This window comes from Pseudomonas sp. LB3P14 (genome assembly GCF_054898045.1).
The window spans coordinates 228,624-252,528 of the sequence record NZ_CM142714.1 but is presented as its reverse complement, the minus strand read 5'-3'; the positions used below and the strand labels follow the sequence as shown (position 1 = coordinate 252,528).

Genomic DNA, 23,905 nt, shown 5'->3' with positions numbered 1-23,905 from the left:
AACTCCTTTTAATGGGCATCGCCGGGCAGAACCCGAACGCTGGTAAAAGTCTTGTCGTCGAAACTCGCGCCCAGCGACGCCGCGCGCACGTGCAGGTACCAGGCGCCGTTCTGGTCGAGGGTCACCGGAGCTTCATAAACCCCATCGCCCACTTCCAGCGCGGCGACGTCTTGGGCCCGGGACGTCGGGGCCCGGAAGTAGCGCACCTGAACGTCCTTGACCCCGCTGCGCTGGACCTTCTGTTTGCCTTGAACGATGCGAAAGCGCACCACGTAAGGACTGCCGAGCGCTGCCGTGGATTTGTCGAGCATGAATTCCACCTTCGGCACCCCCGCGTGCGGATTGAGGTTTTTATCCGGCTCAACCAATGCCGTGAAGCAATGGATGATGTTCGGCTGGTTCAGCAGGAAGGCCACGTCGAAACGCCCGGCGGTGGGCAGTTTGATTCGGGCGCTGTACAGCCCCGGCTCGACTTCGCGCAGGCTGCGGTCGATGACCATCGCCGCCCGCGCCACTTGCCCGCGATTGGGGTAGCCGGACATCGGCGCGTTCATGCCTTCGGCGTAGAAGTAGGTGGTGTTGTCCACCGGGTTGACCACAAACACCGCGTTGTCGTCCCGCGACACGGCCAGGCTCGATGCCAACGGCAAATCACCCGCCAACCGTGGCGCTTGCGGCCCGGCTTCGAAACCCTGGCTGATGGGCGTGCGGCCCTCGCCGAGGGATGACAGGTTGATCATCGTGACCTTGGCCGAGGCCAGTCCGCGAATGTAGGCATAGGCCTTGGTGAACACCACTTGATAGGGTTCGGCGGACACGTCCAGTTCATGGATGAACGAATCGGTGGCCGCGTCGATTACCGAGGCCTGGTTCTCCAGGGTATTGAGCACGAGGCCGAAACGGCCGTCAGCGCTGAAACCCATCGGGCCCAGGCCCTGTTTCATCTTGATCACCCGCCGTACCGCGAGGCTTGCAGTGTCGACCACGGTCACCGTGCCGTCCTTGCCATCGGCGACATACACCGCCTGGGACAGCGGCGAGTACGCCACGGACAACGGGTGCGTGCCGGTTTGCAGTTGCTCGCTGATGGTCAGGCTGGCGATGTCGATAATGCTCAGCGTCCCGTCATCGCGGTTGGTGACGAAGGCAAAACGACTGTCCTTGCTGAAGGCGATTTCGTGATGCCCGGCACCAGTGGCCAGGTGCTTGAGGGTCTTGAGGCTGCGCGTGTCGATCACCGTCACCCCGGACTCTTTGGCCGCCTTCGCATTGTTGCCGACCCACAGCAGACGCTCATCCGGTTGCAATGCCAGCCGTACCGGGTTGCTGCCGGCGGCGACCGAGTCGATCAACTTGAATTGCTCGCTGTCGATCACCGCAATCTCATCGGCCGTCGGCATCGAGACGAACACCCGTTTGTTGTCACGGGGCGTCACCCAGTCCATCGGCGGCTGCTTGATATCAATCCGCGCCATCGTGCTGGTGATCCCGCCCACCGACACCGACGGGTCGACCACCGAGACGCTGGCATCGCGGTTCATCACCAGCAGGAAGTAGCTGTTCAGATCGAGCAACGGCCGCGCGCCAATGCTCGATTTCAGAAACACCCCGACCCGCGACTTGCAGCTTTGCTCCCGGCCCTGGGCCTGGTCGGCAGCAACGGTTTCGGGATCGAGCCAGGCACCGGGCGCGACACCCGACAAGGGTTGGCCCGAAGCGCTGTCAGTAACCCGGAAGCGTACGTCGGCGAACTCACCCTCGCGCAGCACGCCGTTTCCGGCCAGCGGCTTCACCTCAAACGCCACCGACACCCCGTCGCGCACCAGTGTGTTTTTGCTCCAGGTCTTCGGCAGTGCCACGTCGCTGAGCATAATCGGCAGCGACGCGCGCCATACCCCCAGCCAGATCAGCGCCAACCCTACAACCAGCGCCCAAACGGCCACTATGATGGTCCTGTTCATAATGTTCCTCCCCTTATAGGTCTGAGCCTGCCGCAACGCGCCCCTGCTGCTACGGGACCGGAGCCGGTTCAGGTTCGTTGGTCACCCGCAGCAATCCCCAAAGCCCGGCGGTGTTGCCGTAAGCGCCGTAGTCACGGAACAGGTAGTCGCCTGGTATTGCATTGCTGCCCCCGGCGCTCGGGTGCATGAAGCTGAAGTGCGCCGCCGGCAGGATGCTTTCGTGGGCGCCGATGTACATCGACATCGGGTTGTAGCCGAACCGCACCGAACCCACCCCTGGCGTACCCATCGGATAACCACCGGTATCGCTCTTCTCCGACTGGAACGGGTTGATCGACCAGACATGACCGTCCAGCTGGAAGGTCGAGCCACGGCTGCCACCCGTAGGCATCAGGATGTGGGTGCGGAACGGTTGCCCCGGTTTCACATACAACACCGGCGTCTGCGGATCGCCCCCCACCAGTGCGTTGCTGAAGGCCATGTGCGCGTTAGGCACGTCACCGTAACCATGGCCGTCAGCGTGGCCGAACGGCGCATCCGGTGGCAGGCCGAAGCGGAACCACATTGGCTCGGTCTTGTAGTTGATGGCCATGCTGGAGTTGTCCTGCGGATCGGTCGGTACGCCGGCCTCCGAAGCAATACCTTCCACCGGACGACCATTGGCCCAGCGCATGTTCAACGCCTTCTGCCAGACCATCGCAAAATCGCGGTAGGTGGTTTGCCCCGGTGCGGTAACCGTCGCCGATACTTTGCGTGCATCGTCAACCCAGGTGGCGCCGATCGGCAGGATGCTCATCGCGCCGCCAAGGCCTTTTTGCGGCTGCTTGATGACGTCCGCCGGGGTGAAATTCAACCCGCCGAACTCCACCGCCGTGGCGTTGATGTTGTCGACACTGCGGCCCAGTTGCGTGATCGGCTTGCCTTCACGCTCCAGGTGCCCGGCGTAGTACTGATAGGTACGCGTCGGGTACGCGCCGACATTGCCAACACGCGGCGGCACGGTCTGGATCGGGTTGGTGCCGACGTTGGTGCCGTCGGATTTGGTGATGTCGTAAGCCAACAGTTGCGCGTGAAGGCCCACAGTGCTGGAGGGCCGCATCAGGTTATTGCTGAAGGTGGTCGAGCCCTCGCCATCGTTACGGTCACGCTTGACCATGCCCATCACCGAGGCCGTCTGGGTCAGGTCCGGCATCACGCTGGGCAGACGGTTTTCCAGGGTTATGTTGATGCAGTCACCCGCCGCTGCGCGCAGCACCAGCGGTTCGACAGGCACACCGGGTTTGAGCTTGCCAGTGACCGGATCGAGGTCAGCCTTGCGGACATAGAGGATCGCCGTAGGGTCATGCAACGGCCCGCTTTGCCCGCCGATGGTGAAGGTCGTCCCGTCCTCGGGGTCGTTCACCGTCACCTGAGGAATGCTCACTGCCCGCGAGTTGTACACCAGGGTGCCGCCCGCCGGTTTCAATGGCCCGCCGACATGCTGACCCATCCCCGCCGGATCACCGATGGCCAGGTTCAACGGATTGCGAAGGATGTCGTTGGCCAGCGCCGCGACCACTTCATAGTTGCGTTGTTGCGTCGGCCGGGTGCCGATGCCATTAGGGTTGGCGCCGTACCGTGGGCAGATGCCATCGAACGCCACGGTGTTGCGCATACCGGCCGGTTTCGCGTTGTTCGGCAACGCAAACAGGTCGCTGCGCTGGGCCGTGTAGTTGCGCATCACGCCCCAGATCCCGCTCCAGTAACCTTCCAGGGAGGCGTCCATCGAGTACAGGTAATCCCCGGTGGTCGCGGCCGAGCTGGAGATCATCGAGACCGGCGCATTGAAGCCCATCTGCTCGGAGATCCCGATCATCTGCGACGAGCGCCAGCCGGAGTTGGAGCTGTTGCCAAAACCGGAACCGCTTTGCAGCCACTTCACGCCGTGCAGGGTCACGTTGTGCTCTTCTTCGTGACCACCGGCATGCACCCGCAGCCGCACGTTATCCCCCGTATAGGTGCGCAGCATCGGGGTGAACGGATCACCCGGTTCTGCACCGCCACGGTTGATGTGTGGCGGGAACAGCGTGGTGCCGCCGGTTGGGCCGGTGGCCGCCGTGACCAGGTTCGGCGCCAGGTTCATCGCCGGGATGGCGCGGTCAGTACGGCTTTGCATGGCGTACGCCAGGTCGCCGCCGAGGCCATCGGCCTGCATGCCGCGCTTGCCATCCGGGCCCACCTTGTTCGGGTCGTACACCCGCAGGGCCAGCGGTTCGTTGCGGTAATTGACCACGAACATGCCAGGGTCATCAACCGAGATGGCTTGTGGGCAAGGCCGGCTTGGACAGCCGGGCATCAGTCCACCGCGGGCCTCGACCACCTGTTCAAGCAGGGTTTCGGCTTCCTTGCGTACCGGCGGGTTGATCGCGTAGCGGAAGCTATCAGCGGTGGCCGGGAAGGCTTGCGGATCAGGCACCCCGTTAGGACCGGCGCCGACGTACACACCGGCTTCATAGGCGTGCTGGAAGTCGCTGTATTCGAGGAAGAACTCACGGAAGCTGTCGTTCTTTCCGTCACCGTCCAGGTCACCGGTGGACACCACCGCTTGCCATGAAGTCGGCCCGCCGTCCTGCCGCGCGCCGCTGTACAACGGCTCGCCGGTTTCGGCGTGGAACCAGGTGGAACCGGCAGGTTCTGCCAGCACGGTGGCGTACAGACCAATCTGTTGGTGAGTCGATGGGCCGAGGTGGTCGTGGGTGAAAATGGTCCCCAGGCCACGGTCGACGCCTTTGCTGTTGATCACTGGATCGACAAACCAGCGCTGCATCGCCGTACGTGCCCCGACCCAGTCGGCACGGCCATATTGGCCGAAGAACGGGTGAGCCTTGGCTTTCGGACAGGCCGGCGTGCCGTCACGCGGATCGGTGCCTGCACACTGGTTGAACTCGCGAATCGCGTGGATGCGTTCTTGCACCGCACCGGGGGAAAGCACGCCGTCTTCGTAGTTCCAGCCGTTGGCCGACCCGTCGGCCGCCGTCAGGTCCCATTTCGGCAGGTGAATGTGCTGGCCGATCACGTCGGTCGGCGTGCGCACTTGATAGTCGTCCATCTCATAGGTGGCCGGCACCAGGTTGGTTTGCTGGTACTGCACGCAGTCGAAGGTGTTCATGCGCATCACCAAAGGCTCTGGCGGACGCTGCTTGGTAATCACCGGCCAGGCGTCTTCCCACAGCGCGAGAATGCGCGCTTGCGGGAAGTGGTAACCGACCTTGTTGTAGACCGCGTCGAACTGAATGTTCGCCGCTTTATAGACCCGTGGCCGGTCGGCGGTGAACGTCGAGGAACCGCTGAACGACATTCCGTCGACCCGTTCACCGCTAGTGAACTCGCCGGTGCCGGCGCTGCTGGTCAGGCGTTTTTGCCGATCATCCATGCACGGTTCGTAATACGGTGCGCCCGCTATCGGCAAGGCACCGTTGGTGCGGAAGTTGCGCGCCACGACTTGATTGCCGGGTAGCACGGCGAAGCTCGGATGGTCTTTTTTGGCATGGAATGCCATGGCCGCCTGTTCGACTTCGGTGCCTTCTTCGGGCATATAAATCGGCTTGGCGCGGGTCACTTCCTTGGAGAAATCCAGGGACGTGGTAATGGTGTGCGCCTGGCCACCGGAGGAGAAGCCATCCAGAGAATGACGCCCCAGGCCGCCGTCCCAGCCACCGGACTGAGCCGGGTCAAGATTGGCCCACAAGGCTTTGCCGCTGGTTTTCAAGGACTGAGCCTTGGCAGCGTCGAGCATGTCCAGCGGTGGGGTCGGTGGGCGCTGGCCGACCGAGCTTTCCATGCCGCCGATCCAGAACGGATAACCAGGGTTTTTCAGGCTGCCGTCGGCATTGCGGTTGGCCTCACTGCGATCCACCAAGGCCAGGGAACCGATGGCTTGAGCGCCGCCGTTACCGCCGTGGTGTTCGCCGTCGTTATCCTCCTCGTCATCGTCATCATCGCCACCGGCCACCAGGGTTTCGCCGATTTTCGGCACGGCCGCGACTTTGCCCGGCATCGGTGCCATGGCTTTGCCGGGCAGCGGCACGACGGCTGGAATCGGTGTACCGGCAACGATCTCGCCATCGGGCAACGCCCGGGCGCCTGCAGCCGGTTTACCGCTGCGCAGTGCATAAGGTTCGCTGTGATAACCGTCGGTGCCCTGCTGGGAAACCTCGAGTTTGGTGCCCTCTTCAAAGACGTCATGCACCCGCCACATGCTCCACATGCCTTGGGCAAAGTGCGGGTAGAAGTGGCAGTGATAGATCGCATCGCCCGCGACCCGGTTGCGGTTGCCCGAACCACCGTTGGCGATTTCGTAGGTGTAACCGGCGCCCGGACCGATGCCTTGGGCGTCCACATAGTCGGAGTTGTCGTCGTTGGGGTTGAATAACCACTGATGCCCGTGCAGGTGGAAAATGTGCTGCTCGTGGCCGTTGTGGGTGTTGCGGAATTTGATGAAGTCACCGATGTAGCTGTGGTTGACGTTGGACGGCTCGGCCGGATACAGCGCCATGGTCGCCTTGACCCCGACCTGATCGGCGCTCGGTATTTGACCGGGGAGAATGCCTTCCAGGCCGGCGTTGGCCGGCACGTCCACCAACATCGCCACATCGCCGACGGTGTGGGAACTGAGGAAGAACTCTTCATAGGCGCAGGACAGGCAATCGTGCATCGGCCCGACGCCCAAACGGTTGGCGACCACTTCGGCGCCCATGCCGCCGGAGCCATAGTTGATCATGAACGAGTCGCGGGTCGGCTCCAGCACGTGAGCCATCACTGGGTCTGCCCAGTAAGCGGGGAACGCCTGCGTCGCGGCAGTTTCATCCTGGAACTGCGAGGCGAAATCGCGGAACGGCTCCAGACGATTCGGGATCGCCGGGTTGCGTTTGCCGATGGCTTCCAGCGGATAGGTCGACGGCGGGAAGCTGCCATCGGCGTTGCTGCCCATCACAATCGCGTCGCTCTCGCTGGAAATGATTTCATTGCCGTCGACCATGTTGATGAGCGGCCGGCCGGCCTTGCCTTCACGGATCCAGGGTTCGCGCTGCGGATAGCGTGCCTGGTAATCAACGATCGGTTGACCGGCCGGGGTGCGGCCGACGCTGGCCAGGCGCATTTCTTCTTCGGTCACGGTGTTGCGATAGGTGCGGCCGCCCTTGGGTACCACGACAACCTGGCCGAACAGTCCGTTGGCCACGTTGCCCGCATCCCCTTCACCACCGAAGGTCGCGCCACGGCTGCTGGCGGCAAACGCCCCTTCGCGCTCGGCGTACAAGGTGTAGGAACGGGTGGCGCCGGGGGCAATCAAGGAATTGGCGTTGCGCCCGGTATAGGACGCAATGTCGTCGATGCTGTTGACCGCTTGCATGCCATTGACCTGGAAGCCGACGTGGCGGTCGGCGACCTGCTCATCGACCTTGAATTCGTCTTCATTGCCGATGGCGACTTCGCCCTCAATCTCACCCTCTTCCTCCTCCCCATCTTCGTGGCTACCGGGGTTGGCCTGATAGGCGAGCAGGTTCTGCAGGTTGATGGTCAGACAATCACCGGCGGCGACGCGAAGCACCAGTGGACGCGGACGCTTGTCGGGCCGCAGCGACACGTTGCCCGGCACCGCCGCTCCGCCCTGGGCCAGGGACATCTCGTGGTCATCGACCACATCGCGGCGCAGGGCGAACATCATGCCGTTGACGTTCTGTGCACCGAGACGGTTGAACATCAGCGGCTGATCCAGCGCCACGACGTTCGCCACCAGATTGCGCTCGCAGCGCACGGCCGCCTCGACCATCTCGATGCCCAGCATCGACGCCACCAACAGCAGCAAATAAAACAAGGACGGAGCGTAGGGTATGCCGGTCATGATCACGGGCCTCGCAATGAGTGCTCACATGGAATAACTCTCGACAAATCCCTTGAGCAATCCGCATGCCATAAATAATTTAGTTATTTTTCAAATGGTTAGATAAACGACTTAACAACTCGGGGGATATTCCCCCACTTATTCCCCACTTTTCGGCCGGGGCCACCATTCCCCACAATTGGGGGAACGCGCCCCCACGGTCCCCAATCACAGCGGTGCATCCGCGGCCAGGCCCTGCAAGCGTCGGTATTGGCGCAAGACACTGGGCACGTAACGCTGGGTTTCGGCGAACGGCGGGATCACCCCGCCACGGCTGAGCACCGCTTGCGGCCCGGCGTTGTAGGCCGCCACGGCGAGGCTGATGTCGTTATCGAACAGGGTCATCAGGTGCTTCAGGTATTTGGCGCCACCCTGAATGTTGGCTTTCGGGTCGTAGACATTCTTCACCCCCAACTCCCGGGCGGTGTCAGGCATCAATTGCATCAACCCGCCCGCGCCTTTGGGTGACCGCGCACGGGAGTCATACGCGGACTCGGCCTGGATCACCGCATGCAACAGCGCTGCCGGTAATTCATTGGCCATGGCAGCCGCCGAAACCAGCTCGGCATAGGGCTGCCGGGTAATCATCTGCGGTTGTTGATCCATGCTGACTCTGGCGAATTCGGGCTCGTGAATCACCCGTTCATAGGTGCGGCCGGGACGGTGGACATTGGACAGAACGTAACTGCCCTTGGTGTCCACGGAAACGAACACATCGGCCTGTACGACGCCGGTCAGCACTAGCAGACCGAACAGTCCTGTGGTGAGTGTTTTCATTTTTTTGCCTCCCCTGCCCGGCCCCGAAAAATGGGGCTAATGCCCCAATGGCCGGTAGTAAACCAGCCATACGCAAGCACTGTGCCGGAAGCGAGAAGGCCCGTAATTCAGGGGTTGCAGAAGAATGTCCGGGCCTGTGCATGGCAATTGCATAAGCCTTCACGGCGACCCTTCTGCCGACTGTGTGAGGTCATCATGAATCAGCGTTTGCGTTCCGCCCCGCGTACTCAAAGCGGGTTCACCCTGCTCGAACTGTTGGTGGTGTTGGTGGTGCTGGGGCTGTTGGCCGGCATCGTCGCGCCGAAGTATTTCGCCCAACTGGGCCGCTCCGAAGTGAAGGTGGCCAAGGCGCAAATAGAAGGCCTGGGCAAAGCATTGGATCTGTACCGTCTGGAGGTCGGTCACTACCCGTCGACCGAACAGGGTTTGCAGGCGCTGATCACCGCGCCCAGCGATGAAACCCGCTGGACCGGCCCTTACCTTCAGAAAAAACTGCCGCAGGATCCGTGGGGCCGTAACTACACCTATCGCTACCCCGGTGAAAACGGCGAATACGACTTGCTGTCCATGGGCAAGGACGGCCAACCCGGCGGCGAAGGTGAAAACGCCGAAGTCACCAGCTGGCAATGACGGGAGTGGCGACCATGCGATTTCATCTCAAAGCCGTTGGCAAGGCCGGCGTAGTCTCGTTGACCGTCGAGGCGCTCGGCCATAGCGAAGCCCGGCGCATCGTCGAAGACCAGGGTTATCGGGTAGTCAGCCTGTACGCCGAACGTCACTGGCGTGCGTTGCGCGTCAGGCAGCGCGAGACCTTCAACCTGGTGCTGTTCAGCCAGGAACTGACCACGTTGCTCAATGCGGGCCTGCCGCTGATCGATGCGCTGGAAAGCCTGGCGGAAAAAGAGAATGCGCCCCAGGCCCGCAAGACTTTGAGCGAACTGGTGCGCCTGCTTTATGAAGGCAAATCGTTCTCCCAGGCATTGGGCCAGCTGTCTGCGGTTTTCCCGCCGCTCTATGTTGCGCTGGTTCAGTCCAGCGAGAAGACCGGTGCCGTGGGCGATGCCTTGGGCCGCTATGTCAGCTATCGCCAGCGCATGGACGAGGTCCGGCAAAAAATCGTCAGCGCTTCGATCTACCCCATGCTGTTGCTGGTGGTGGGCGGTGGCGTGGTGTTGTTTCTGATGGGCTACGTGGTCCCACGCTTCAGCCTGGTGTTCGAAGGGTTGGGCTCGAACCTGCCGTGGCTGTCGCAGATCCTGATGAGCAGCGGGATGTTCCTCCACGCCCATCAGGGCGAATTCTTCGGCGCATTGCTGGCGATCATCGTCGCCCTCGGCTTCCTCCAGCGCCAACCGGCCTTTCGCCGGGGCGTCGACCGCGTGATTGAAAAACTCCCGGCGGTCCATCAACGCATCTTCATGTACGAACTGGCGCGCTTCTACCGCTCGCTGGGGATTCTGCTGCAAGGCGGCATCCCCCTCGTCACCGCCATGGGTATGGTTCGCGGCTTGCTCACCGTCAGCTCCCGCGTGCGCCTGGACCAGGCCTGCGAACGGGTGCGCGAGGGTCAGTCGCTGTCGGCCGCGCTGGAACTCAATCATTTGGTGACCCCGGTGTCCCTGCGCTTGCTGCGTGCCGGCGAGCAGTCCGGCAACCTCGGGCAAATGATGGAGCGCAGCGCCGACTTCTACGACGAAGAAATCAGCCGCTGGATCGAATGGTTTGTGCGGTTGTTCGAACCCTTGCTCATGACCTTCATCGGCCTGCTGATCGGGGTAATCGTGATCCTGATGTACATCCCGATTTTCGAGCTGGCCTCGAGTATTCACTGATCCCTCGAACAGGGTCGAGATGGACGTTTTAGAGCTCACCGACGATACAACTGAATAAATCCGGACGTTGAGGTGTTTACCCACTGAATCAAGCAGCAAGTTGCATTCATCAACGTTCAACTTGAATAAGAAGACGGAGAACGATATGCACATGAAAAAACTTTTGCTGGCATTGGCTATTGGCGCAGTTCTGTCGGCATCCACCGTTCTGATCCCGGACAGCCTGTCCGGTATGTCGAGTGCCCAGGCCAAGGATGGTGGTAGTGGGGGCGGCGGTGGATCTGGAGGCGGTGGGGGCGGATCTGGCGGCGGTGGCGGCAGTGGTGGAAGCGGTGGAAGCGGTGGCGGCGGCAATGGCGGTGGTCACGGCGGAAGCGGCAGTGGTGGCAACAGTGGCAGCGGTCACAGCGGCAGCGACCATGGCTCGGGGCACTCAGGCAACTCAGCCTCATCCTCCTCCGGGCGCAGCGGCACTCACGACGAACCGGGGGATGATCACGGCGTTCATCGCGCCGGTGAAATAGGCGATGACCATGGAGTCCATCGCGCCGGTGAAATAGGCGATGACCATGGCGTGCATGTCGGCGGTGAGCCGGGGGATGACCACGGCGTGCATGTCGGTGGCGAACCAGGCGATGACAAAAGGAACTGACAAACATTGATCAAAGGGACACCACACATCCCCTGTAGGAGCTGAGCTTGCTCGCGAAGGGGGCATCACATTCAACATCTATGTTGACTGATCTGACGCCTTCGCGAGCAAGCTCAGCTCCTACAGGTCTTCACCGGTTTTTGAGTCGCATGCATCCTGCGGATCGATAATGTCCAGCGCCCGATTCACCGCCAGTTCGCCCAGCATGATGATTTGCGCAATACCCAACAGCGAATTGCGACTCGGCCCCTCCATACGATCCGCCAGATCCATGGTCATGACATTGACCGAGGCCAGCGACTCGCAAGCGTGGGCCAGCAGGGTTTCGGTATCGAGTTCCGGGTTGACGATAAACATCGTGCCGGGTGTGCGCGGGGTGGCTTTGATGTGGGCTTCATGGAGTTTTTTTGGGTCGAGGGAATCGCAGGGAAGCCTGAGTGAGTATCTGGAAATGTCGATTAAACATCTTTTTTGCTCACTCCGGATTGGGCTTCGACAGAGTGGAAACGGTAAATAAAAATGCGTCCCTTTTTTCGGCGCCCCCCCGTGGGAGCGAGCCTGCTCGCGAAAGCGGTGTATCAGGCAACATTGATGTCGGCTGACACTCCCTATTCGCGAGCAGGCTCGCTCCCACAAGGGAAACTATGAGCCTTACAACCTACCCTCAGCCTGATCCAGCCGCTCTCGCAAAAACTCGACCAGCGCCTGCACCGGGCGCGAACTCTGGCGATGCTGCGGATACACCGCCGATAACGTCAGCGGCTGTGGACGAAACTCATCCAGCACCGGCACCAGCCGGCCATCCTTCAGCGCCGAGCCGACAATGAACGTCGGCAAGTACGTAACCCCCATCCCGGCCACCGCCGCATCCTTGAGTAACTCACCGTTGTTGACCCGCATCCTGCCCGTAACGTTGACGGTCATCGGCTTGCCCTGCCCTTCAAAACGCCATTGCACCTGACGCCCGTGGCCGTAAGGCAGGCAGTCATGGCTGTGCAAGTCTTCGGGTTTGAGCGGCGTGCCGCGCTCGGCCAGGTAAGCCGGGCTGGCGCAGTACACCCGCTGGATGGAAGCGATGCGTCGGGCGATCAGTGTCGAATCTTCCAAGATGCCGATGCGCAGCGCCAGGTCGTACCCCTCACTGAGCAAATCCACCGGCCGATCGCTCAAGTCCACTTCCACCGTGACATCGCGATACCGCTGCAAAAACAACGGCAGCAGACAACCCAAATGCGCCAGCGCAAACGACAACGGCGCGCTCACACGAATGGTGCCGCGTGGCTCGGTGGTCTGGCCGGCGATGCCCTGCTCCACTTGCTCGACTTCGCCCAGCAGGCGTAACGCTGATTCGTAATAACTCTGGCCCAGCGGCGTCACGTCCAGCCGCCGCGTGGAGCGATTAAGCAAGCGCACGCCCAGACGCTCCTCGAGCTGCATCAGGCGTCGGCTGACGAATTGCTTGGACAGGCCCAATTGATCGGCCGCCGAGGTGAAGCTGCCGGAGTCCATGACCTGGCAAAAAATACGCATATCTTCGAACGGGTTCATTGTCACGCCCTGGTTGACAGTCAAACACTTTATAGCCGATTTTTCCCTTGATGGCACCCTATTAATCTGTGTCCACGGTGTTGCTGAGGCCTGAACCACAGCGCCAGCAGCAACCTGACCTTAGGTAATCAACGTCTAATTAATTAAAAGGATTTACCCCATGAACATCGTCAAAAAATCCCTGGCCGCGTCCCTCCTCGCCCTCTCCATCGGCAACGCACTCGCCGCCGGCAGCCCGGGTGTCGAACACAACACCCAAGCCTTCCTTGAAGCCCTCGCCGCCGGGGGTGGCAAGCCGCTTGAGCAACTGAGCCCTGCGGACGCCCGTGCGGTACTGACCGGTGCACAAAATTCGGTGAAGGTTGATCTGTCGGGCGTGGACGTCAGCGACCGTACGATCAAAGTCGATGGGCAAACCATCAACCTGAAAATCGTACGTCCGGCCAAGGTCAAAGGTGAATTGCCGGTGTTCATGTTCTTCCACGGTGGCGGTTGGGTGTTGGGCGATTACCCGACTCACCAGCGTCTGATCCACGACTTGGTGGTCGGCTCCGGTGCTGTCGCGGTGTATGTCGATTACACGCCGTCGCCGGAAGCGCACTACCCGACCGCCATCAACCAGGCCTACGCCGCGACCCGTTGGGTGGCCGAGCATGGCAAGGACATCGGCGTCGATGGCAAGCGCCTGGCGGTAGCCGGCAACAGTGTCGGCGGCAACATGGCGGCGGTCGTAGCCTTGATGGCCAAGGAACAGAAAACCCCGGCGCTGCGCTTCCAGTTGTTGATGTGGCCGGTGACCAATGCGCAGTTCGACACTGGCTCGTACCAGCAATTTGCCGAAGGCCACTTCCTGACCAAGGGCATGATGAATTGGTTCTGGGACAGCTACACCACCGACAAATCCGAGTGTGCGCAGATCCACGCTTCACCGTTGCAAGCCAGCGCCGAACAGCTCAAAGGCTTGCCCGCCACCCTGGTGCAAACCGCCGAGTTCGACGTGTTGCGTGACGAAGGTGAAGCCTATGCCCGCCACCTCGACGCGGCCGGTGTGCCGGTCACGGCCGTGCGCTACAACGGCATGATTCACGACTTCGGCCTGCTCAACCCGCTGAGCCAGATTCCGCAAGTGAAAGCGGCGGTTCGCCAGGCGGCATTGGAACTCAAGACGCACTTGAACTGAGTGTCCTCCCCCTCGCCACACAGCAATGTGTGGCGAAGTTGCTTTTCTGTAGGAGCACGGCTTGCCGGCGAAGGCGCCCTCAAGTACGCCTTCGCCGGCAAGCCGTGCTCCTACGAAAACAAAGCGATTTCCCCCGACAATCAGTCTCCCGGAGTCCTTCCATGTCCTTTATCCTCGCTCATCTGCTGTCCTGGAGTGCCCTGCTGCTGGTGATCGACGCCGTGCTCTGGCACCTCGCGCCGTTCAAGCATCGCGTCACGCGGGTTGGCGTGCGCCTGGCGCTGTTCCTGATGTTCAGCGCTCTCGTGATCAACGCCGGCGTAAGCCCGTTGCAGGCGCCGCTGTTTGCCGAAGATCGCGTAGCGCAATTGGGCGCCACGGCGCTGGGGATTCTCTGGTGGCTGTACGCCGCGCGGGTGCTCACCGAAGTCATCGGCCTGGTGCTGATGCGTCGTATCGGTCACAGCGGTCGCTTGTTGCAGGACGTCATCGGCGCGCTGGTGTTTCTGATCGCCATCGTCGCGGCGGCCGGTTATGTGCTGGAGCTGCCGGTGAAAGGTTTGCTGGCGACCTCCGGCGTCGTGGCAATCGTCGTCGGTCTGGCGTTGCAAAGCACCTTGAGCGACGTGTTTTCCGGGATCGTGCTGAACACCACCAAGCCGTATCAGGTGGATGACTGGATCATGATCGATGGCGTCGAGGGCAAAGTGCTCGACATCGACTGGCGCGCCACGCACCTGTTGACCAGCGCCGGCAGTACCGCAGTGGTGCCGAACTCGGTGGCGGCCAAGGCGAAGATCGTCAACCTCAGTCGGCCGAACAACATGCACGGCGTGTCGATCAGCATTCAGGTGCCTAACCACATTCGTCCGCGTCGGGTGCTGGATGCACTGGAGCGCACGCTTCAGGGCAGCAGCAGTTTGCTGCTCAACCCGGCACCGAAAGCGGTGCTCAAAGAGGCTGGCGAAACCATGTCCGAATACGTGGCCAGCGGTTTTATCGCCGAGCTCGGCAAGAAGAGCGAAGTGCGCAATCACCTGTTCGACCTGGCGCATCGACACCTCGAAGCAGCGGGAATTTCCCGGCAGCCCGATGGCGTCATCGAACCGACAACCCGCGCGCGGGCGTTGCTGGATGAAGTGAAGGTCTTCCGTTCCCTGAGTGAAGATGAGCGCGATCAAATGGCCCAGTCGATGGTTGCGCAGCAGTACGCGGCAGGCCAGGTGGTATTGGAATTGGGCGAAGTGCCGGACAGCCTGATGGTGATCGCCACGGGTGTGGTCAGCGCCACCGTGCCCGACGGCACCGGTCAAACCGAAGCCGGGCGCATGGGACCCAGCGAGGTGATGGGTGAACAAAGCATCCTCACCGACACGCCGTCCCAGGCCACATTCACCACATTGACCTCCTGCATTATTTACCGGATCGACAAATCCCTGACCCGTCATTGCATGGAACAACGTGTTGAAGTGGGTCGGGCGTTGAACAAGCTGCAGGCGGTGCGGCAGCAGAACAGCCGGTTGGCATTGATGGCCAAACCGTTGCCGATCAAGAAAGGTGGGGTTTTGGGATGGTTGCAAAAGCGTCAGGCATAAAACAAAACCCTGTAGGAGCGAGGCTTGCCCGCGAAGGCGGTGTACTAGGCAATACAAATGTTGCCTGACACACCGCCTTCGCGGGCAAGTCGGATCGCCGCACCGCTCGCTCCTACAGGCGAAGCATTACTTCGCCGTCAGCACTGAGTAGCTGTTCATCAAATTGCGGTAGTTCGGAATGCGTGGCGACAGCAGGTTCGCCAGGCCTTCCATGTCGTTGCGCCAGTCGCCCTGCAGTTCGCAAGCCACCGAAAACCAGTTCACCAGTTGAGCACCGGCCGCCGCCATGCGCGCCCAGGCTGCTTGTTGCACGGTTTCGTTGAAAGTACCCGAGGCGTCGGTCACGACGAACACTTCAAACCCTTCAGCCAGCGCCGACAGCGTCGGGAACGTCACGCAAACGTCGGTGACTACACCGGCGATGATCAGTTGCTTGCGGCCAGTGGCTTTAACGGCCTTGACGAAATCTTCGTTGTCCCAGGCGTTGATCTGGCCTGGACGCGGGATGTACGGCGCGTCCGGAAACTGCTCTTTCAACTCGGGAACCATCGGGCCGTTCGGGCCGTTTTCGAAGCTGGTGGTCAGGATGGTCGGCAGGTTGAAGAACTTGGCCACATCACCCAGGGCCAGTACGTTGTTCTTGAATTCGTTCGGCGAGAAATCCTGAACCAGCGAGATCAGACCGGTCTGGTGGTCGACCAACAGGACAACGGCATCGTCTTTGTTCAGGCGTTTGTACGGAACGTTGCTCATGTGAAACTCCTAGGTGGATGGGTATTACGTAAGGCGCCGACGCAGTGCATCGGCGCTTGTTGTGATCGTCAGAACGCGAAGCACGAGCAGCCAAACGCGCCCCAGAAACCTGCAAAATCGCTGACCGGCGCGTTCGACAAACGCGCCTTCATGGCGATGGGAATGCACGCCGCACGGCCCGCTGCAATGGTGAACCTGCGCCTGCATCGGCGACGTCGGGCGCCAGTGTCCTGGCACCTTGACCACCGGCGACCAGTCCGGCAGCACCGGTACGCTGGCAGGTCCCAGTTTTTCGTAGTCACCGGCGGCGTACACCACCTTGCCGCCGACCACGGTCAACACCGACTCGATCCACTTGATTGCTTCTTCGTCGACGCTGAAAAAATCCGCGCTCAGGGCCGCGACGTCAGCCAGTTGGCCGACCTTGATCATGCCTTTCTTGCCCTGTTCGGAAGAGAACCAGGCGCTACCGTGGGTGAACAGCTCCAGTGCGGTTTGACGAGACAAGCCCTCGGCATGCAGTTCCAGGCCACCGACCGTGCGGCCGCTGACCATCCAGTACAGCGAAGTCCAGGGGTTGTAGCTGGACACTCGCGTGGCATCGGTGCCAGCGCCGACCGGTACACCTTCGGCCAGCATGCGCTTGATCGGCGGGGTCGCTTCGGCGGCTTTGGCGCCGTAACGCTCGACGAAATATTCGCCTTGAAACGCCATGCGATCCTGAATCGCGATACCGCCACCCAGCGCCCTCACCCGCTCGATGTTCTGCGGCGTGATGGTTTCAGCGTGATCGAAAAACCACGGCAAACCGTTGAACGGAATGTCGCGGTTGACCTTCTCGAACACATCCAGCATGCGGCTGATCGATTCGTTGTAGGTGGCGTGCAAACGGAACGGCCAGCGCTGCTCGACGAGGTGGCGAACCACCGGCTCTAGCTCGTCTTCCATGGTGTGCGGCAAGTCCGGACGCGGCTCAAGGAAGTCCTCGAAATCCGCCGCCGAAAACACCAGCATTTCCCCGGCGCCGTTGTGCCGCAGGTAATCGTCGCCCTGATGCAGGGTCACGCTGCTGGTCCAGTTCTTGAAGTCGGTAAGCTCTTCTTTCGGCTTCTGGGTGAACAGGTTGTAGGCGATACGAATGGTCAGTTGCTGGTCCTTGGCCAACTGCTCGATCACTTGGTAATCGTCGGGATAATTCTGGAAACCACCGCCGGCATCGATGGCGCTGGTCAGGCCAAGGCGGTTGAGTTCCCGCATGAATTGGCGCGTCGAGTTGACCTGATACTCCAGCGGCAACTTCGGCCCCTTGGCCAGCGTCGAGTACAAAATCATCGCGTTGGGACGCGCGACCAGCATGCCGGTCGGCTCACCGTTGGCATCACGCACAATCTCGCCACCCGGAGGATTCGGCGTGTTGCGGGTGTAACCGGCCACGCGTAACGCGGCACGGTTGAGCAAGGCACGGTCGTACAAATGCAGGACAAACACTGGCGTGTCCGGCGCCGCCTGGTTGAGTTCTTCGAGGGTCGGCATGCGCTTTTCGGCGAACTGGAATTCGTTCCAGCCACCGACCACCCGCACCCATTGCGGCGTGGGCGTGCGATCGGCCTGCTCCTTGAGCATGCGCAAGGCATCGACCACTGACGGCACGCCTTCCCAACGCAGTTCGAGGTTGTAGTTCAGACCGCCCCGGATCAGGTGCAAGTGCGAGTCGTTGAGGCCGGGAATGACGCAACGGCCCTTGAGATCGATGACCTGCGTACCCGAACCGCGCAGGGCCATGGCTTCAGCGTCGGTGCCGACCGCAACGAAGCGGCCGTCGCTGATGGCGACGGCACTGGCGCGCGGGTTTTCACGGTCAACGGTATGAAATTGGCCATTGAATAAAATCAGATCGGCGTTCATCGCGTTTCCTTGGACTGAGGGGATTGGGAAAGCCAGGGCGCGAACAGACGCGTCGCCATCGGCATGAACAGGTACACCACCGAGACGACGATAGTCAGCGTGATCAGGAACGTGGCAACCACGTAATTGGACAGGAAGGCGTTGAGCTGCAGCAGCGGACCCCAGATCAGCGGTACCAGCAAGGTGTGCGGCAGAATCACCAACAACGTCACCACAGCCTGCTTCCAGCGCGGCGGTGGCGGCGAAGCGGCTTCGGCTTGCGGCGCGAACCAGAATTCGTTGACCGGGTTGACCTCGGTCTGGTCGCCGTCGGCGAGCATCGGTGTGGCTTCGTTGACCAGTGCCAGGCGCTGCGGCGAATCGAGCCAGCGTTGCATCGCCTCGGTCGAGCAAAAGCGCAGCACGCAGGTGTACAGGTCAAGGCCGGCGCTCTTGCCGCGAATCACATCGACGCCCAAGTGCCCTTCCTGCCGCCCGGCAATGCTGACAATGTTGCGCAACCAGGCTTCGTAGGGCACTTCAAAACCGGCCTTGACCTGGTGCTTGATGACCAGTGTCACGACTTCCTCGAAACGATTGGATTCAGGCATAACGCAAAGCTCCGGCGAATCGGACATTGAGCGCCAGCCGACCTGGCCCGGCGATAAGAATGCTGGTGAACAGAATCAACAGCAGCCAACCGAACTGCCCCTCATCGAGGCTCCATTGCGCATGCACCACCAGCAGAGCGATCAGCAACACCGACAAAATCGGCAAACACGCCAACCGCACCAACACCCCGGCCATGATCAGCAACGGACACAGCACCTCGGCAAAAATCGCCAGTATCAGCGTGACGTTCGCGCCCAAGTGAAAAGGGTCTTCAATGACTTGCAGTTGAGCGCTGTAGTTAAGCAGCTTCGGCAAACCGTGCACCCACAGCAGAAACAAACCACCGCTGACTCGCAAAAAAAACAGCCCGAAATCCTGGGCTCGTTCATCCCATCGCGAAGCGTTCATGGGCTACCTGCACAAATGAAAAACCACCGGCGTCAAAGCGCCGGGACGTCATTCGATAGTGCCGGCGTGGGGGCGGGAAAAATTGGATGTACGTGCTCTTTTTGTGGATGAGCCTGGATCTACATACCTACGAAGATCCCTGTGGGAGCAGGGCTTGCCCGCGATGGAGGTCGTGCAGTCAACAGTGATGTTGGCTGACCCTCCGCAATCGCGAGCAGGCTCGCTCCCACAGTTGGACTGGGTACATCTGGGGGAAACTGGTCGGCTGTCAGGCCGCTATCGCAGGCAAGCCAGCTCCCACATTTTGAACGGTGTACATCAATAAAAAGCAGGTCGGCTGGCAGGCCGCCTTCGCAGCGATGCGGCGACCCGACAAGCCAGCTCCCACCATTGAACGGTGTACATAAAAGGGAACCTGGTCGGCCCGAAGGCCGCCACGTTCAAGCCGAAATCGGCAAAGGCCTGGACATGAACTCACTGATCCGCGACCGCAACCATCGCTCCGCCGTATCATTGTCATGCACCCCGCTCCAAGCCATCGAAAGCTGCGCCGCTTCAATCGGAAACGGCGGGTCTTCGGCCCGCAACGCACAACCCTCGACCAACGCACACGCTGCATAATCCGGCACGGTGGCGATCATCTCGGTCCCGGCCAGCAACGCCCGCAACCCACTAAACTGCGGCACCCCCAGCACTACCCGCCGACTCCGCCCAATCTTCGCCAGGTCGAGATCAATATTGCCGCTCAGGTCGCCAGAAAACGACACCATCGCATGCGGTCGTTCACAGTATTCATCCAGCGTCAGCGTCCCCGGCCGTTTGTCACCACGCAGCACCTTGCACGGAATATCACGCAACGTTTTGCGTTTGGCATTCGCCGGCAAATCCGTGGTGTAACTCACCCCCACCGAAATTTCCCCGGACGCCAGCAACGCCGGCATCAACAAATAATTCGCCCGCCGCACAACCACAATGATCCCTGGCGCCTCCTCCCGCAGCTGCGTCAACAGCGGCGGAAACAAGCCAAACTCGGCGTCGTCCGACAGGCCAATGCGGAACACATCGCAGCTTGTAGCGGGATCAAATTCTTTAGCTCGGCTCACCGCCCCGGAAATCACATCCATCGCCGGTTGCAGCTCCTTGAGAATCGCCAGTGCCCGCCCCGTCGGCTCCATCCCGCGGCCGTTGCGCAACAGCAGCGGATCGTCGAACAGATCCCGTAACCGCCCCAGCGCCGCACTCACCGCCGGTTGCCCCATGAACAGCTTTTCGGCCACACGGGTGAGGTTCTTTTCGAACATCAACGCTTCGAAAATCACCAACAGATTCATGTCGACGCGGCGCAGATCGTTACGGTTCATAGGCAGATTCCCTTATGTTCAGCCAGGTACCAAGCGGTGGACTTTACTCGATCAGCGGTACGTTGGCCGCACGTTTGTAAGGACCGTACTCCACCGGTACCCATTGGAAATGCTTGCCCTCTGCCGCGATATGGCCGATGCCCGGAAACGGCAAATGCGCCGCCGTTACCCAGACTTTACTCGCCGCTGCATCGCTGAAAACCTTGGCGCGACTCTTGATCGCTTGCTGACTGTTGACGTCAAAGCCGATCGACACTTCAGGGTGCTCGAACTGCACCGCGAGGTTATGCACCAGATCGCCCATGAACAAAATGCTCTGCCCCTGCGAGGTGAAGCGGTACGTGGTGCTGCCCGGCGTGTGACCGGCCTCCAGTTCCGCATTGACCACACCCGGCACGGGCGACTGACCGGCATCGAACGTCTTGAAGCGACCCGCCGCGACGTAGGGAGCGGTCGAGTCCTGGGCGATTTTGAAGTACGGCTTGGCGCCCTCGGGCGCCTTGGCGATGGCCTGAGGATCAAGCCAGTAGTCGGCTTCTGCCTTCGCAGCAAAGACCGTGGCATTGGCGAACACAGGTTTCTGTTGGCCGTCGACCAGTCCGCAGACATGGTCCAAATGCAGGTGGGTCAACAAAATCGTATCGACCTGCGCAGGCTCATAACCGGCGGCTTTCATATTGTCTGACAGCATCCCGGCTGTAGCACCAATGCACTGGCCGGCGCCGGTATCGACGAGGATCAATTGCTTGCCAGTGTTGATCAGAAAGGCGTTGAACGCGGTTTGTACGCCCGGCGTTTCAATCGAACGGCGAGCCAGCAGCGCGCGGATCTGACTTTGGGTCAGGCCCTTGAGCAGTTTGGGCGACAGATCGTTGTAGCCATCGAACAACGCCGTCACCTCGTAATCGCCCACCGCCAACCGGTAGTAACCGGGCACTTGTGTGCCGACTTGCGCCGGAGCCTGAGCCGAGGAAATGCCCGACGCCAGCGCTACCGCGAGCCCCAGCGCGCAAACGAGAGAATGTTTCATGCCTTCACCCTTGATCGAATCAGAAAAGCTGCCTGTAAGACGCCGCCATATGAGGCTGATTTTGCACGGGTAGTGCCCGTAGAAATTGCAGCAATGTGCTGAGTTAGCGCCGTTGTCGCCCCTGCGCACAGACGGAATTAACAACGTTTAACTCGCCTGCCAGAGCCCTGCGGCCAAAAATGAAGCTCACCGACACGGACATTTGTCATGGCCCATTCTCAGCAAAACGTCGCCCGCGCGACGGCCACTGAAACGCGAAAGAAAACCACCGGCGGCCTGACCCCGTGGCGCGAAAGCCTGGCCAAGCAACTGATCCTCGAACGCCTTGGTGAAACCGTTGAAGTGACCGAACTGGCCCGCGCCTGCGCCCTTTCGCGCAGTCATTTCTCCCGCGCGTTCAAGTGCAGCACCGGGCTCTCGCCCCAGGACTGGATTCGCCACCAACGCATCGCCCGGGCCAAGCAGTTGATCCAGAGCACCGACCTGACACTGACGCAAATCAGCCTCGAATGCGGCTTCTGCGATCAGGCGCATTTTTGCCACATCTTCACCCGCAGCGAAGGCATCAATCCATTTGCGTGGCGTTGTCGCGCTGTGCGTTCCCTGCCCCACCGCCCCGCCTACACCGCTCAACTTCACGCGCAATAAAGCTCGACACCGCACGCTTCGTAGCAGCTGTCGAGCCTGCATCCGGCTCTGTAGCAGCTGTCGAGCCTGCGAGGCTGCGTTCGGCTGCGCAGCAGTCGTAAAATCAGCCAACGCGGTGTTTTCAGGCAGACCGCGTCATCAGGTTTCACGACTGCTGCGCAGCCGAACGCTGCCTCGCAAGCTCGACAGCTGCTACATGGATTGCGTTAACCCAACGGCGTCGCCTTGTGGGGTCGCGTTTATCTCATCAGGAGCAAAAACCGGCGCGGATCTACGCCCGCGCCGGGGTACATCAACCCTTGAGGAACGCCAGCAGATCAGCGTTGAGCTGATCCTTGTGGGTGTCAGTCAAGCCATGGGGGGCGCCGGGGTAGATCTTCAACGTAGATCCTTTCACCAGTTTTGCAGACGCAATGCCCGCCGCTTCGATCGGCACCACCTGGTCAGCATCGCCATGCACCACCAGCGTCGGTATGTCGAACTTCTTCAGGTCTTCGGTGAAGTCGGTTTCGGAGAACGCCTTGATGCAGTCGTAAGCGTTCTTGTGACCGGAGGTCATGCCTTGCATCCAGAACCAGTCGATCATGCCCTGAGATGACTTGGCGTCCGGTTTGTTGAAACCGAAGAACGGACCGCTTGCGAGGTCGATGTAGAGCTGCGAACGGTCAGCCAGGGACGCCTCACGAATGCCGTCAAACACCTCGATCGGCAGGCCGCCGGGGTTGGCTTCAGTCTTTAGCATCAACGGCGGCACCGAAGAAATCAGCCCGGCCTTGGCCACGCGCCCGGTACCGTGACGACCAATGTAACGCGCCACTTCACCGCCGCCGGTGGAGAAGCCGAACAGCACGGTGTTCTGCAGATCCAATAACTCGATCAACTGCGCCAGGTCATCGGCGTAGGTGTCCATGTTGTTGCCGGTCCATGGCTGGCTGGAGCGGCCATGACCGCGGCGATCGTGGGCGATCACCCGGTAACCTTTGGAGGCCAGGAAGATCATCTGCGATTCCCAGCTGTCGGCGTTCAACGGCCAGCCATGGCTGAAGACGATGGGTTGGCCGGTGCCCCAGTCCTTGTAGTAGATCTCGGTGCCGTCTCGAGTCGTGAACGTACTCATGCGATGTCTCCTTAGCGTTGGGGTGAGTCAAACCTGTGAATGGGCCATGCGTTCGGCCAGACGCGCCACCCGCTCGCCCAGATGAGCGGCGGTGCAGCGATCTTCGGGAGGGGGTGCGAGGTCCGGGGACTGTTCGACATTCGACTGGGCCATGGCGCCGAGCGAACTGCCCAGGCGATTCATTTGCCCATCGAACGCGCCCGTGCTGGAGCGCGCCGGCAACAGGTCGAGGCCGACCCAGATCATCGAATGCTGCGCGGCGAACACCGCCATCTGCAGCAAGGTGTTGAGTTTGTCGCCGCACAGACAGCCGGAATTGGTGAAGCCGGCGGCCAGTTTGTCGCGCCACGGCTGGGCGAGGTAGAACGCCGCCGTAGCCTCCATAAAGCCTTTGAACGGTGCCGACGCGCTGCCCATGTAAGTCGGAGCGCCGAAGATGATGGCGTCGGCGCTGTGTAATCGCTCCCAGTGTTGGTCCACTTCGTCGACCGGAATCAGCAGGCAGGTGCTGCCCAAGTGCCGTTCCACACCCTGGGCCACGGCTTCGGCCATGACCCGGGTATGCCCGTAGCCACTGTGATAGACCACCACCACGTTGCTCATTGCGGCGTCCTCATGACAAGTTAA

The 23,905-nt window shown here is 61.1% G+C and carries 18 protein-coding genes and 1 pseudogene; 6 read left to right on the top strand and 13 right to left on the bottom strand.

Translation table 11 applies throughout. The features are described 5' to 3' along the window. Nucleotides 1-8: 8 nt before the first annotated feature. The 3 genes from ACYZT5_RS01205 to ACYZT5_RS01195 form a co-directional block, all read right to left on the bottom strand. Nucleotides 9-1,961, bottom strand: a complete 1,953-nt coding sequence (locus ACYZT5_RS01205; protein WP_462049412.1) for a cytochrome D1 domain-containing protein — start codon at nt 1,959-1,961, stop codon at nt 9-11. Between the two features lie 49 nt (nt 1,962-2,010). After that, the gene (gene mnxG, locus ACYZT5_RS01200; RefSeq protein WP_462049411.1) at nt 2,011-7,842 is read right to left on the bottom strand and encodes a manganese-oxidizing multicopper oxidase MnxG; all 5,832 of its coding nucleotides are present in this window, start codon (nt 7,840-7,842) and stop codon (nt 2,011-2,013) included. A 207-nt stretch (nt 7,843-8,049) separates the two neighbouring features. Then, entirely contained in the window at nt 8,050-8,658 is a 609-nt protein-coding gene (locus ACYZT5_RS01195) for a lytic transglycosylase domain-containing protein (protein ID WP_462049410.1), read from the bottom strand. Nucleotides 8,659-8,853: 195 nt separating this feature from the next. Here ACYZT5_RS01195 and gspG point away from each other — a divergent pair, with 195 nt between their 5' ends. From gspG to ACYZT5_RS01180, 3 genes are all read left to right on the top strand, one after another. Then, nucleotides 8,854-9,288, top strand: a complete 435-nt coding sequence (gene gspG / locus ACYZT5_RS01190; protein ID WP_462049409.1) for a type II secretion system major pseudopilin GspG — start codon at nt 8,854-8,856, stop codon at nt 9,286-9,288. A 14-nt stretch (nt 9,289-9,302) separates the two neighbouring features. Beyond that, entirely contained in the window at nt 9,303-10,490 is a 1,188-nt protein-coding gene (locus tag ACYZT5_RS01185) for a type II secretion system F family protein (RefSeq protein WP_462049408.1), read from the top strand. A gap of 145 nt (nt 10,491-10,635) precedes the next feature. After that, complete coding sequence (locus ACYZT5_RS01180) at nt 10,636-11,142, top strand: hypothetical protein (RefSeq protein ID WP_462049407.1); 507 nt, start codon at nt 10,636-10,638, stop codon at nt 11,140-11,142. Nucleotides 11,143-11,262: 120 nt separating this feature from the next. On the opposite strand, the gene ACYZT5_RS01175 is transcribed toward ACYZT5_RS01180, so the two are convergent. Both ACYZT5_RS01175 and ACYZT5_RS01170 read right to left on the bottom strand, forming a co-directional pair. After that, nucleotides 11,263-11,595, bottom strand: a complete 333-nt coding sequence (locus ACYZT5_RS01175; RefSeq protein ID WP_462052162.1) for a DUF6124 family protein — start codon at nt 11,593-11,595, stop codon at nt 11,263-11,265. 198 nt (nt 11,596-11,793) lie between these two features. Continuing rightward, on the bottom strand, nt 11,794-12,690 hold the full coding sequence (locus ACYZT5_RS01170; RefSeq protein ID WP_462049406.1) for a LysR family transcriptional regulator: 897 nt from the start codon (nt 12,688-12,690) through the stop codon (nt 11,794-11,796). A gap of 160 nt (nt 12,691-12,850) precedes the next feature. Here ACYZT5_RS01170 and ACYZT5_RS01165 point away from each other — a divergent pair, with 160 nt between their 5' ends. Beyond that, entirely contained in the window at nt 12,851-13,870 is a 1,020-nt protein-coding gene (locus ACYZT5_RS01165; RefSeq protein WP_462049405.1) for an alpha/beta hydrolase, read from the top strand. A 161-nt stretch (nt 13,871-14,031) separates the two neighbouring features. Then, nucleotides 14,032-15,465, top strand: a complete 1,434-nt coding sequence (locus tag ACYZT5_RS01160; RefSeq protein WP_462049404.1) for a mechanosensitive ion channel domain-containing protein — start codon at nt 14,032-14,034, stop codon at nt 15,463-15,465. 126 nt (nt 15,466-15,591) lie between these two features. Here the strand turns inward: ACYZT5_RS01160 and ycaC are convergent, their stop codons facing one another. The 6 genes and pseudogenes from ycaC to ACYZT5_RS01130 all read right to left on the bottom strand — a co-directional run bounded on the left by ycaC (nt 15,592) and on the right by ACYZT5_RS01130 (nt 21,513). Next, nucleotides 15,592-16,218: an isochorismate family cysteine hydrolase YcaC gene (ycaC, locus tag ACYZT5_RS01155; RefSeq protein WP_462049403.1), complete on the bottom strand. Its 627-nt coding sequence runs from the start codon at nt 16,216-16,218 to the stop codon at nt 15,592-15,594. Nucleotides 16,219-16,286: 68 nt separating this feature from the next. Continuing rightward, nucleotides 16,287-18,123, bottom strand: a pseudogene (locus ACYZT5_RS01150) (amidohydrolase). After that, nucleotides 18,120-18,713, bottom strand: a complete 594-nt coding sequence (locus ACYZT5_RS01145) for an antibiotic biosynthesis monooxygenase (RefSeq protein WP_462049402.1) — start codon at nt 18,711-18,713, stop codon at nt 18,120-18,122. The pseudogene ACYZT5_RS01150 and the gene ACYZT5_RS01145 overlap by 4 nt, the downstream one beginning before the upstream one ends. Then, the gene (locus tag ACYZT5_RS01140; protein ID WP_462049401.1) at nt 18,706-19,122 is read right to left on the bottom strand and encodes a DoxX family protein; all 417 of its coding nucleotides are present in this window, start codon (nt 19,120-19,122) and stop codon (nt 18,706-18,708) included. The genes ACYZT5_RS01145 and ACYZT5_RS01140 overlap by 8 nt, the downstream gene beginning before the upstream one ends. A 440-nt stretch (nt 19,123-19,562) precedes the next feature. After that, entirely contained in the window at nt 19,563-20,483 is a 921-nt protein-coding gene (locus ACYZT5_RS01135) for a LysR family transcriptional regulator (RefSeq protein WP_462049400.1), read from the bottom strand. Between the two features lie 43 nt (nt 20,484-20,526). Then, entirely contained in the window at nt 20,527-21,513 is a 987-nt protein-coding gene (locus ACYZT5_RS01130) for an MBL fold metallo-hydrolase (protein ID WP_462049399.1), read from the bottom strand. A gap of 207 nt (nt 21,514-21,720) precedes the next feature. Here ACYZT5_RS01130 and ACYZT5_RS01125 point away from each other — a divergent pair, with 207 nt between their 5' ends. Continuing rightward, nucleotides 21,721-22,161 carry a helix-turn-helix domain-containing protein gene (locus tag ACYZT5_RS01125; protein ID WP_462049398.1) on the top strand — a complete coding sequence of 147 codons (441 nt, stop codon included), beginning with the start codon at nt 21,721-21,723 and terminating at the stop codon, nt 22,159-22,161. 292 nt (nt 22,162-22,453) lie between these two features. Here the strand turns inward: ACYZT5_RS01125 and ACYZT5_RS01120 are convergent, their stop codons facing one another. Both ACYZT5_RS01120 and ACYZT5_RS01115 read right to left on the bottom strand, forming a co-directional pair. Beyond that, nucleotides 22,454-23,278, bottom strand: a complete 825-nt coding sequence (locus ACYZT5_RS01120) for an alpha/beta fold hydrolase (protein WP_462049397.1) — start codon at nt 23,276-23,278, stop codon at nt 22,454-22,456. Nucleotides 23,279-23,305: 27 nt separating this feature from the next. Then, a complete protein-coding gene (locus ACYZT5_RS01115; protein ID WP_462049396.1) occupies nt 23,306-23,881 on the bottom strand; it encodes a flavodoxin family protein in 576 nt (191 codons plus the stop codon). Nucleotides 23,882-23,905: the final 24 nt, after the last annotated feature.

Bases quoted from the DNA above. Each gene is read 5' to 3' on its own strand.
- ACYZT5_RS01145 (WP_462049402.1), bottom strand. From the start codon at position 18,713: ATGCCTGAATCCAATCGTTTCGAGGAAGTCGTGACACTGGTCATCAAG.
- ACYZT5_RS01140 (WP_462049401.1), bottom strand. From the start codon at position 19,122: ATGAACGCTTCGCGATGGGATGAACGAGCCCAGGATTTCGGGCTGTTT.
- ACYZT5_RS01195 (WP_462049410.1), bottom strand. From the start codon at position 8,658: ATGAAAACACTCACCACAGGACTGTTCGGTCTGCTAGTGCTGACCGGC.
- ACYZT5_RS01160 (WP_462049404.1), top strand. From the start codon at position 14,032: ATGTCCTTTATCCTCGCTCATCTGCTGTCCTGGAGTGCCCTGCTGCTG.
- ACYZT5_RS01130 (WP_462049399.1), bottom strand. From the start codon at position 21,513: ATGAAACATTCTCTCGTTTGCGCGCTGGGGCTCGCGGTAGCGCTGGCG.
- ycaC (WP_462049403.1), bottom strand. From the start codon at position 16,218: ATGAGCAACGTTCCGTACAAACGCCTGAACAAAGACGATGCCGTTGTC.
- ACYZT5_RS01185 (WP_462049408.1), top strand. From the start codon at position 9,303: ATGCGATTTCATCTCAAAGCCGTTGGCAAGGCCGGCGTAGTCTCGTTG.
- ACYZT5_RS01115 (WP_462049396.1), bottom strand. From the start codon at position 23,881: ATGAGCAACGTGGTGGTGGTCTATCACAGTGGCTACGGGCATACCCGG.
- gspG (WP_462049409.1), top strand. From the start codon at position 8,854: ATGAATCAGCGTTTGCGTTCCGCCCCGCGTACTCAAAGCGGGTTCACC.
- mnxG (WP_462049411.1), bottom strand. From the start codon at position 7,842: ATGACCGGCATACCCTACGCTCCGTCCTTGTTTTATTTGCTGCTGTTG.
- ACYZT5_RS01135 (WP_462049400.1), bottom strand. From the start codon at position 20,483: ATGAACCGTAACGATCTGCGCCGCGTCGACATGAATCTGTTGGTGATT.
- ACYZT5_RS01125 (WP_462049398.1), top strand. From the start codon at position 21,721: ATGGCCCATTCTCAGCAAAACGTCGCCCGCGCGACGGCCACTGAAACG.
- ACYZT5_RS01120 (WP_462049397.1), bottom strand. From the start codon at position 23,278: ATGAGTACGTTCACGACTCGAGACGGCACCGAGATCTACTACAAGGAC.
- ACYZT5_RS01180 (WP_462049407.1), top strand. From the start codon at position 10,636: ATGCACATGAAAAAACTTTTGCTGGCATTGGCTATTGGCGCAGTTCTG.
- ACYZT5_RS01205 (WP_462049412.1), bottom strand. From the start codon at position 1,961: ATGAACAGGACCATCATAGTGGCCGTTTGGGCGCTGGTTGTAGGGTTG.
- ACYZT5_RS01170 (WP_462049406.1), bottom strand. From the start codon at position 12,690: ATGAACCCGTTCGAAGATATGCGTATTTTTTGCCAGGTCATGGACTCC.
- ACYZT5_RS01165 (WP_462049405.1), top strand. From the start codon at position 12,851: ATGAACATCGTCAAAAAATCCCTGGCCGCGTCCCTCCTCGCCCTCTCC.